Raw genomic sequence first — 5,679 nt, 5'->3', positions numbered from 1 at the left:
ACGATGTCCGACAGCGGCGCCGACTTGTGCTGGGCCACCGGAACGTCCGTCGGGCGTGCGGTGGCGCGGGTGACGTCGCCGGTGACCGTGACGCCCTGGGCGGCGAGTTGCTTGGCGAAGACCTGCCCGGCGTCGATCGAGGTGTCCTGAGACCAGGGCGGTAAACCGTGCCGTCCTGTGCTTGTGGGACGGGCCGCCATGCCGGGAAGCCATGACCAGGGTCGTGTGGGCGATGCAGCCGCCGTCAGAGGGTCAGCGTTCGGCCGTCGTCGAGAAAGTGTGGGCGCCGATTGAAGCAGCCCGTGCGGCGAACGGCCAGTGCCGGCCCGTCGCGGCAAGCGCTCTGACGTTGCTGTGCCGGGCGGGCAGAGGTGATGGGCTGCCTTCGCCATTGACCAGCGAGCAGAGCATCCCCCCTTCCCTCTTCTTGCGGGCGACACGCCTGCATCCCAACCCCGTGCGCCGGTGCGGAGATGACACCGTGAATACATATGAAAAATACCGAGAGCAGGCAAAAGGTAAATTCGGTGCGCTGGAGGCTGATGCTGGCCAGCGCCACCATGCTGTTCCTCGAGCTGGCCCTGATCAGATGGGCGGGCGCCAACGTCGTCCACCTCAGCTACTTCTCGAACTTCATCCTGCTGGGGTCTTTCCTGGGCATTGGCGTCGGGTTCCTGATCCCCGCCACGCGTGGGCAGTGGATCAAACGCTGGGCACCGGTCCCGCTCGCCCTGCTCGTCATCGGGATCCTCGCCTATCCGGTGCAGGTGCGGCAGAGCAGCGGCCAGGTCCTCTACTTCACCACCGTGAAAGCCACCGGGCTGCCCGCGTGGGTGACACTGCCGGCGATCTTCCTGCTCACCGCGGTAATCATGGCAGCCATCGGCAAGATCACCGCCGATCTCTTCCGGCAACTCCCCTCCCTGGACGCCTATCGCTACGATCTGCTCGGCAGCCTCACAGGCTCAGCATCCTTCGCTCTGGTGTCCTGGCTTGGCGCTCCGTCGGTCGCATGGGGCGTCATCGCCACCGCAGCCCTGCTGCTCCTCGGCGGACGGCGCAACATCTTGCGGTACGGCATCCCCCTCACCGCGATGGTCGCCGCCCTGCTGGCGGAGACGACGACCACCGGCATCTCCTGGTCGCCCTACTACAAGATCCAGCTCACGCCCTTGTCGACCCACCCTCCGGAGTACCGGATCTCCGCCAACGGTGTCCCCCACCAGAACATTGCGCCGCTCAGCGTGCTCCTACAACAGGACTCGCCCTACCGGCAGGCGTACGACCAAACGCCCCGCAACCGACACACACGCATCCTGGTCATCGGGGCCGGCAACGGCAACGACGTCGCCGTCGCACTGGCGCAGGGAGCCGAGCGCGTGGACGCGGTCGAGATCGATCCCCGGCTGCAGCAGATCGGCGCACAGCTCCACCCTTCGAAGCCGTACGAGGACCCCCGGGTGCACGTCCACATCAACGACGGACGCGCCTTCCTGGAGCGGACCAACACAAAGTACGACCTCGTGGTCCTGGCGCTGCCGGACTCGCTGACCCTGGTGGCCGGCGCCAGCAACCTACGCCTGGAAAGCTATCTGTTCACCAAACAGGCATTCGAGGCCGCACATGCACACCTGGCGCCACACGGCGCGTTCGCCATGTACAACTACTATCGCCAGAGCTGGCTTGTCGACCGGTTCGCCAGCTCACTCGAGGACGTGTACGGCCACGCCCCGTGCATGACCACGTTCGCCCAGAACGCGGCCGTGCTGGTAACCGGCATGACACCAGGCGACCAGTCGTGCAAGCGCATCTGGCAGCCCAGCGGCCCCATCCCGGCGGCCGCGAACGACGACCGCCCCTTCCCGTACCTGCTCCACCGCAGCATCCCCACGCTCTACCTGGGCGTGCTGGGCGCGATTCTGCTCGTGACGCTACTCGCGGTCCGCCTGGCCGGGGTCCGCATCCGAAGCACGGTCCCCTACACCGACATGTTCCTGATGGGGGCGGCCTTCATGCTGCTCGAAACGAAGAACGTGATCGGCTTCGCGCTCTACTTCGGTACGACCTGGCTGGTCAACGCCCTGGTCTTCATCGGTGTCCTGCTCGCCGTCCTCGCGGCGGTCGAGGTCCGGCGTCGGCTACGACAGGTCAACCAGCCCCTGCTACAGCTCCTGCTCTTCGGCACCCTCGCCGTGGCCTGGCTCGTCCCTGCACACGCTGTCCTCTCCCTGCCCTTCCCCGGGCGGCTCGCCGCCGCCGTCACCCTGGCCTTTGCCCCCATCTTCTGCGCCAACCTCATCTTCTCCGACCGCCTCGCCCTCGCGCCGGACCCGACATCGGCGTTCGGCGCGAATCTGCTGGGCGCGTTGACCGGGGGCGCGCTCGAGTACCTGGCGCTGGTGACGGGCTATCAGGCGCTCCTGCTGGTGGTCGCCCTGTTGTATCTGGCAGCGTGCGTCATCATGCGGTTCGCCGGGCGCCGGCCGGCGACACAGTCACCGGTGCCGCACGAAACGAGAGCTTCCGTGCAGTGACCAACCGCCGCCTCACGACTTCTGCCGAGCTCGTACTTGGTAAGACGGTAGGCGAAACCGAAGGTCGGCTTCTTGATCTTGCGCGGTAAGAATCTGGGTGGTCCCAGCAGCAGACACAGCCGTACACCTGGTCGCTGCTCCTACCCGAGCAACAGGAGCGGCTGACCACGCTGGGCATCAAGCCGCTTGAGGCGCCATCTCCCGCCCCTTCGGCCCAGCGTTCCGTTCGAGCACGGGGGCAGCTTCCGCCGGCGTCGTCGAGCCGTCGCTCCTCGCTGTGTCTGTACTTCGGCAACGGCACCTGTCTCAAGGCCTCGCGCTCTGGCCTACGCCAGTCCGCAGCGGCACGCACGTGCTGGAGCCGCCGCTTCGGATCACCTGCTCACACAGAACACGGCCGGATGGGCGCGGCTGTGCCATCTGGTGTCCGCCGCCCGCGCCGAGACCGACGGCGTCCTGCCCGTCGTCTCATGGGAAGTACTGCGCGCGTACGCCGAACGCAACCTGGTCGCGCTGCTCGGTCCCATGTCCGAGCCGGTGCAGGCCCTCTCCGCAAGGCGCCCCGATCTCGCCGAGCTGCTGGCGCCGTGGCGTGAACTGGGCTCGCGGCGCCGAGTACTTCGGCGGGCCGGACGTGTTGGACGCGCACGACACCGGGGCCGACTGGGAGCTGATCGCGTACGGCCGCAACCGGCTACTGATTCGCGAGGGGGCGGCCCAGGAGTCGAGACGTCAAGCACCGCTCGGCGGCATACCGGCCCGGCCAGCGACGGCCACCAGACGACGCCTGCTGCCTGCCAGTACTTTCGTCACCGAGTCTCCGCGCCGGAGAAGGATGCGCCGAACGATCGTCACCCGTGCCATGAGTACCGAACGGTGAACGTGAGTGGCCGACCAGACAGGAGCAGTACACACGCATGAGCTCATCTTCGCGGAGACTACGACGCCGGGGCCGTCCACTCCTCATCACCCTGCTCGTGATATGCCTCGCCGGGGGAGCGGCAACCGCTGCCCTCGCCATCGTCGGCGGCCAGAACGCATCACAGGAATACTCGTTCATGGGATCCCTGCAATCAGCTTATTACGGCACGGATCACAAGTGCGGAGCGGTGCTCATCGACTCCACGACCATGCTGACCGCCGAACACTGCGTCACGTCTTTGAGTGGGTCGCTGTCGGTGCGCATCGGCTCGAACAGCTCCTCCACCGGCGGAGAGCTTGCGAAGGTCGCAAAAGCGCTCCCGTTCGATAATTTGCGCGACATCGATGGTTCCGACATTGCATTGCTGAAGCTGGCCCAGCCGGTGAAGGCGGCGCCAGTCCGGATCGCCGACTCCAGTACACCGCCCGGCACGCCGGTCCGCCTGCTCGGGTGGGGAGAAGACTGCACCCACGGAGGGTGCCCGACTCCGGACGGTCTGAAGGAGCTCGACACAACAGTGAGCAGCGACTCGAGCTGCGATGAAGCCGGCGCGTTCCTCCCGACCCATGAACTGTGTATCAACAGCACCCCGTCCGACACCGCCTGCAGAGGCGACTCCGGGGGACCCTCCCTCTACAAGGACAACGTCGAGCTGCACCAGGAAGGGGGCGAATGGGTCTTGGCCGGCCTCGCCAGCCGGCCGGCTAGCGCGTGGGCCTGCGGAGAGGACGACACGGTCTTTACGGACGTCAGTGCCTTCCGCAAATGGATCGATGACAGCTCAGACGGTACTCCGCAAAGCTGCGACTTCTTTGGCCCTGGCTTCGGCTCCAGCCTCGCACCCAGGCCGGAATGCGACACCCCGACGGAGACCACCCCTTCGGGCACACCTGACGACACCAAGGTGTCCGACGAGACCGACATGCAGGACAGCGACGATTCTTCTCAAGACCCCACGGAAGACACGAACCTCCCATTCTACCTCAACGCGCCCGATACCCCAGACAGCACCCCCACCAAAGAACCCTTCGACGAGCCTGACGAGCACGACAGCGGCGAGTTTGCTGAGGCTCCCCAGGCAGGCGACAACCCTCCGCCTGACGGCATCAAGTCCCTCAACGGTCCCTGAAGTTCCCCCAAGGCCGGGTAGTTAACGTATTCGCGCTGGTGGCAAGGCTGATCGCGGTGTGAACGTGTGGCGGCGAAACGCCAGCAACGGAGCTCCTGTTAGCAGGTAGTCCGCCAAGACTTCCCGTTGCGATGGAGCTCCGTTGCCTGTGCGTCATTGTGCCCCGCCGTCCGCGCTGATGACCGTCTCGCGTGAGTTCACGGTGGCCGGAGGCCGCTTTGCTCCAGGCCATCTGGGTGAGTTGACCCCTCTCGTGCCATTCGAGCTGGTCGACGAAGTGCTGGCCGAGACGCGGGGTGCGCAGCGCCGCCTGCACCCTCCAGCAGGGTCGGCTCCTGCGCTCACAAGACCCCGAGGGGGTCGAGCAGGAAATGTGGACCCTGCTGACGCTCTACCAAGTGCTGCGGACGGCGATGGTCGATGCCGCCGAATCGAGGCCGGGCACCGACCCCGATCGGTGCGGCTTCACGATCGCTCTGCAGACCGCTCATGACCTGGTCGTCCAAGCCGCCAGCATCACCACACAACCTGGTCGGGTCGGCGTCATAGGCCAGCGCGTCCTGGCCGGTCTGCTCCCGCCGAGGCGGCCGCGGGTGAGCACTCGCAAGGTGAAATCGCCGATATCCCGATACAACGAACGTCTCGAGGACGGTCGCCCCGACACCAGCAGACAGGTCACCGAACTCGCCATCACCATCGTCGAACCCGAGCCCGATCTGCCCACCGCCTCGCACAACGACCGCCACACCCCACCGGCCGACCGCCGCCGGCAACGCGTCCTGGACCTCCTCCACGCCGACCCCGAACGCCACTGGCACACCCGCGACCTCGCCCGACATGTCGGCGACATCGCTCTGGGCACCATGTATCGCCAGCTCGACCGCTGGGCTGGCCAAGGACTCATCGACAAGACCGGACCCGCTACCTACGCCAGCCCGACACACCCCTCAACCCCCTTGCCACCAGCGCGAATACGTTAACTACCCGGCCTGGAGGGACGGTCCTCTAATCGTCTGGACCGCTCCCGCACCTGGCAGCGCAGGATCTCCTGGATCCGCCGGTCAAGGCCGTCCTGGCGCCACAGAGTGAAGTAG

Annotated in this window: 3 protein-coding genes and 3 pseudogenes; 4 read left to right on the top strand and 2 right to left on the bottom strand. The window is 66.5% G+C overall.

The window, feature by feature from the left end; translation table 11 throughout:
• Positions 1-149, bottom strand: a pseudogene (locus tag ABZ471_RS47455) (D-alanyl-D-alanine carboxypeptidase); the annotation flags it as partial.
• 342 nt (positions 150-491) lie between these two features.
• On the opposite strand from ABZ471_RS47455, the gene ABZ471_RS47450 reads away from it, so the two are divergent.
• The 4 genes and pseudogenes from ABZ471_RS47450 (at position 492) to ABZ471_RS47435 (ending at position 5,565) form a co-directional block, all read left to right on the top strand.
• A complete protein-coding gene (locus ABZ471_RS47450; protein ID WP_359075368.1) occupies positions 492-2,534 on the top strand; it encodes a spermidine synthase in 2,043 nt (680 codons plus the stop codon).
• Positions 2,535-2,862: 328 nt separating this feature from the next.
• Positions 2,863-3,134 (top strand): annotated as a pseudogene (locus ABZ471_RS47445) (hypothetical protein); the annotation flags it as partial.
• 317 nt (positions 3,135-3,451) lie between these two features.
• On the top strand, positions 3,452-4,585 hold the full coding sequence (locus ABZ471_RS47440) for a trypsin-like serine protease (protein WP_359075367.1): 1,134 nt from the start codon (positions 3,452-3,454) through the stop codon (positions 4,583-4,585).
• A gap of 371 nt (positions 4,586-4,956) precedes the next feature.
• A complete protein-coding gene (locus ABZ471_RS47435) occupies positions 4,957-5,565 on the top strand; it encodes a hypothetical protein (protein ID WP_359075366.1) in 609 nt (202 codons plus the stop codon).
• Positions 5,566-5,576: 11 nt separating this feature from the next.
• Here ABZ471_RS47435 and ABZ471_RS47430 read toward each other — a convergent pair.
• Positions 5,577-5,679 (bottom strand): annotated as a pseudogene (locus tag ABZ471_RS47430) (IS5/IS1182 family transposase); the annotation flags it as partial.

This window comes from Streptomyces sp. NPDC005728 (assembly GCF_040630895.1).
Taxonomy (GTDB): domain Bacteria; phylum Actinomycetota; class Actinomycetes; order Streptomycetales; family Streptomycetaceae; genus Streptomyces.
Note: the sequence above shows the minus strand (reverse complement) of the source record. Positions and strands in the feature narration are given on the sequence as shown.

Coding starts and splice junctions, on each gene's coding strand:
- ABZ471_RS47450 (WP_359075368.1), top strand. CDS start 492: ATGAAAAATACCGAGAGCAGGCAAAAGGTAAATTCGGTGCGCTGGAGG.
- ABZ471_RS47440 (WP_359075367.1), top strand. CDS start 3,452: ATGAGCTCATCTTCGCGGAGACTACGACGCCGGGGCCGTCCACTCCTC.
- ABZ471_RS47435 (WP_359075366.1), top strand. CDS start 4,957: ATGTGGACCCTGCTGACGCTCTACCAAGTGCTGCGGACGGCGATGGTC.